Source organism: Borrelia hispanica CRI (assembly GCF_000500065.1).
GTDB classification, from domain to species: Bacteria; Spirochaetota; Spirochaetia; order Borreliales; family Borreliaceae; genus Borrelia; species Borrelia hispanica.
This window is the reverse complement of the sequence record NZ_AYOU01000088.1, coordinates 1-3,969: the sequence shown is the minus strand read 5'-3', so window position 1 is coordinate 3,969 and position 3,969 is coordinate 1. Positions and strand designations below refer to the sequence as shown.

Sequence of the window (3,969 nt, the reverse complement as noted above, 5' to 3'; positions counted from 1 at the left end):
GGGTCTCTAAAACTAACTACCGGAAGTCCCATATCTTCAGTACTAGATACAGCTCTTGTTGTAGGTTCACTAGTAAGTTCTAATTTCCCACTTTGAATTTGCTTATCTTTGATTGAGAAAAATATTTTCGTTAAATTATAAACCTGCTCCATTATTAAACCTCCTTTAAGCTATTTTGATAACTTTGTATATCTTGTGTTGTGATATTCAATACCACGCCCTTCATAGAATAGTTATAAGTAATACTTATTGATAAGAATAGTTTTAGTGAAGCACTTGCCGATATTTGTATTTTGAGCTTAGAATAAGAAACAATTATACCTGCATCAACAAACTCTTTCAGTTTGCATGCAATAGCCGCACTATAAGCAGTATCTCTTTGTCCTGATAGTTGAAGTGCTGATAATTTACTATTTTGTCTATTATTCAAGTTCCATATTCTAATAAGTTCCGCAATAAATTCATATTTGATATAGTCGTAAGTAAAAATTTCGTCGATAGGGCTAGAATCTAAACAAATTCCCTCCTTAAAAGCTGGAAAACCATCAAGTCCAGTTTCATTAAGGTGTGAGTAGAAATTGATATTAGCTTGTCTAAGCTTAGTAATTTCTTCACTATTAGTAATAGGATTGATACCACTAAATGTAAGTCCATAAGGGTTTACAGCATGAAACATACTTGCTTCATGTAAATATTTAGATACAAATCTCAAATGTAATTGTTGAGTTCCTTTAGAATGAACAACAATAATTTTAGATTTAGAGTTTGAACCATTTTTGAACAATTCTTTTATTTCAGATTCTTTAGTTGCAAAAACAAAGAAGTGAGCAGGGTCTTTGAAATTGGTATAATCATCTTTGTAAATAGTAAGACCATCACCACCATCATTATTACTTGCGTAAGTGTTTATAAACACAATAAAAGAATTTCTACTTCTCTTAAATAGCTCTTTAATCCCTTTTGCTTCTGCTGTGTCTTTATATATCGCTAGTGTTACAGCTCTTAATCCTTTATCATCTTCTGCAAAAAATGATTGAATCGCTTGTTTTAAATATTCTTTTTCGTTATTAAATTCATCATCACCATTATTACCTTCTTTTTCAAGTGCACCAATTGCCTTTTCATAATCATTTATATTCAGATATAATATTTTATGTTTTGGCGATGCACTATTAAGTTTGATTTTTGCACATTTGTAAACAAGTATTGGTGTATAATAACTTACTTGATTTAGATCCAATCTAGAATGCGTCAAATTAACGCTAATTGTATCAGATGGCATTATTTTGCTCCTTCACTTTTTCTTCTTTTATTTGTATATTTGCTATAAATCCCTGACTTAAACAATAAGTTGATTTGCTATGATTGCTATTCACGTCAAGTAGACCATTGTTTTGCATATTTGTTGTATGGCGAATGTGAAATTTTAAATTTTTTTGGTAGTCACAATTATCTTCAGGTGTAAAAGTAAAACTTTGAGTCGCAGAATCATGTAAAAAGTCGCTAAATAATGCATAAAGCAACATAAGTCTTTCATATGCATCTTTGTTTGAATTGCTCGTTAGTGCCATAAAATATAGTTGAAAATGAATAGCAAATTCGTTCACATTATTGTAAAACACACCTGTTCTTGAATTATGCTCAAATAGACCATCAATATCGGTGAACTGCACAGCAATTATATTTGAATTATCCACTGTATATTTAGACATATATGGATGGTTATATGTATTTATAATATCAACAGAAAGATTGTAAATACTTGCAAATTTTATAAAGTCTTTTAGAGTGGATATTATGCATTTTTCAATGGTAGTAATATCCAGAATCATTTGTTGATCCTATATTCGATTGAATTAAGCATAAGACCTGTATCAACAAGTGGTGTTTGTGGAGTTTTACTTCCTTTTTTGCTTTTTAGTGCAATTGTCTTTGGAGATAATTTAGGCATAATTTTAGATGCTAAAACATGATTTTTGTAGTAATTGATAAATGCAGTTCCAAAGGCATTCATGCCATTCTCTATACTTTCTTGAAATTTACTTCTCATGTAGTCGGTATTAATGTATTGTTGAAATTCTTGTGAATTAGCTATTTTAGTCAAATGTTTACGTATTGGAAGTTTATGACTTCCCTTTTCATGTATACGTGCTATATTGGCTCGTGTTGCAAACCAACCAATTTCAAGTTCAATCTCAAATTGATCATGCATATCTCCCAACTCCCTTTAATGTCAAAGTTAGATAACCAACAGAACCATCAATTGATACTATTTCGAAGTGAAAGTTATCTAAGTCTCCTTCAGAGATCTTATCTGATATAGCAAAATCAAGTTGTGCACTTGTATACAACTTGTAAAGACATGTCATATCACCAAGATTTGATTCATTAATACTTACAATAGAATCGGGATTTATGCTAAATAGTACACCTGTAAATTCTTGAAAGTTGTCTTTGTCAATTATTGCTTCAGAACTTGCAGTATCTTCATTATATTCATATCTTTTTTTATAAAGCCTTAAAGGTTTTTTATTTTCAAAATAAGAGATAACAGATTTTGCCATTTGAGCAAATTTACTTCTAACATGATTTATCTGCATTAACGAGCAACTCCTATGCAATATTTTTTAGTTGTTGATTCTTCAACAAGTGCTAAATTAGCTAATAATGAATCAAAAGACGAACAGAACCCTTCACTAGCTTTGATCCCAGCACCAAAAGATTCAGAACCATCAGATTGTGATTGTACCTGTTCATATTCGATCTCAAGTTCGTTAAGTTTATGCTTCTTTACTACTTGACTATTGCCACTAAAATCATCGATAGTTCCGCTTTTCTTTAGTCTGCAGCCAGTATAGTAATACATCAACAATTTGATATGTGAAGCCGTGAGCATCTCTACGTCAATACCCCTAACTTCAAGAAGCATATCGACCAATTTTGCATATTGCATAAAAGTAGAAAAACTCACAGTCTCTTCATTAGTGTCTAATAATTCTATTATTTCTGCATAAAGTTGGCGTATTTCATTTTGAAGTTCTTGTGTTTCTTCTTGACTTTCATGCTGTGACATAGATACTCCTTAACTTTGCTTAATTTCTACTTGAAGAATAGTCTTCTGTGTAGCCATAAGCCCACCAAGAACAAAATCAATATAAGAATGAGCTATATTACTTGAATTGGTGTCAATTTGTTCATTTGGTGTTGGCAACATGAATTGACTTGGTTTGAATTTAAGCAACTTCGGATTCATTGGGTAAATAATAATTTGATTTTTTAGTAAATTAGATATTTGTATAGTTACTTCATTTCTATTATTCAAAGCTTTAATTGTTTTAATTAAAAAATCTTCCCATGAATCAGTTGACGAATAAACATTAGATGATGAGGATGCATTTGGTATTGCATAAGGTTTAACCAATTTTAAGCTTGTCAATGGATCAATTAATACCATGAATGGACAATCAAAGTAGTCACCAAGTTCTAATTTTGAAAGTCCTGATTCTATAGATTCAAATATCTTCTCCATTTTGTCTTTATTTGCAGCTTGAACTTCTTCTTTGATTTGATATGGCATATTGAGCAGTCCATACATATTAGGTAATAGACGTTTTGTTCTTGTGCCATCCTTTTGCACTGATACAGTTCCCGTTAGTACAAAATGGGTGATCAGTTTCATAATTTCATTGCATGCTAGTTTATATGCGGTACCAAAAGGCAAGTGATTATTATTAACATCTCCAACATACTCAGAATTTGTAAATTGAGCAACAGCAGAATCTTTCAGATGTGCAAATTTGTATTGCAAATGCAAATAGTTAAGTTTTACGAATTCTGATCTAAATCCTATTGTTGAGACAGTATTATAATTATTTATAACATTTGTTGGATTATCGTTGATGAATGCATCCCATTCTACTACTTTGAAAAATCCCATCTTATAAGGAACTTCTTCAATTTGTTCTGGGG

The 3,969-nt window shown here is 30.9% G+C and carries 7 protein-coding genes; all 7 read right to left on the bottom strand.

The window, feature by feature from the left end; translation table 11 throughout:
- A partial coding sequence (locus tag U880_RS11130; protein WP_152520379.1) for a DUF1463 family protein occupies positions 1-152 on the bottom strand: 152 nt, incomplete at its 3' end.
- A 2-nt stretch (positions 153-154) separates the two neighbouring features.
- A complete protein-coding gene (locus tag U880_RS0102475) occupies positions 155-1,282 on the bottom strand; it encodes a DUF787 family protein (RefSeq protein WP_024654629.1) in 1,128 nt (375 codons plus the stop codon).
- Positions 1,272-1,832, bottom strand: coding sequence for a DUF764 family protein (locus U880_RS0102470; protein WP_024654628.1), 561 nt, complete (start codon positions 1,830-1,832; stop codon positions 1,272-1,274). Before U880_RS0102470 ends, U880_RS0102475 begins: the two co-directional genes overlap by 11 nt.
- The gene (locus tag U880_RS0102465; protein WP_084543169.1) at positions 1,829-2,221 is read right to left on the bottom strand and encodes a hypothetical protein; all 393 of its coding nucleotides are present in this window, start codon (positions 2,219-2,221) and stop codon (positions 1,829-1,831) included. The genes U880_RS0102470 and U880_RS0102465 overlap by 4 nt, the downstream gene beginning before the upstream one ends.
- Positions 2,205-2,600 (bottom strand): DUF1506 family protein, encoded by a 396-nt coding sequence (locus U880_RS0102460; protein ID WP_024654626.1) that lies wholly within the window; start codon positions 2,598-2,600, stop codon positions 2,205-2,207. The genes U880_RS0102465 and U880_RS0102460 overlap by 17 nt, the downstream gene beginning before the upstream one ends.
- Positions 2,600-3,073: a DUF3890 domain-containing protein gene (locus tag U880_RS0102455; RefSeq protein WP_024654616.1), complete on the bottom strand. Its 474-nt coding sequence runs from the start codon at positions 3,071-3,073 to the stop codon at positions 2,600-2,602. Before U880_RS0102455 ends, U880_RS0102460 begins: the two co-directional genes overlap by 1 nt.
- Positions 3,074-3,082: 9 nt before the next feature.
- Positions 3,083-3,969 (bottom strand): hypothetical protein (locus U880_RS11125; RefSeq protein ID WP_024654625.1); only part of this gene is annotated, 887 nt, incomplete at its 5' end.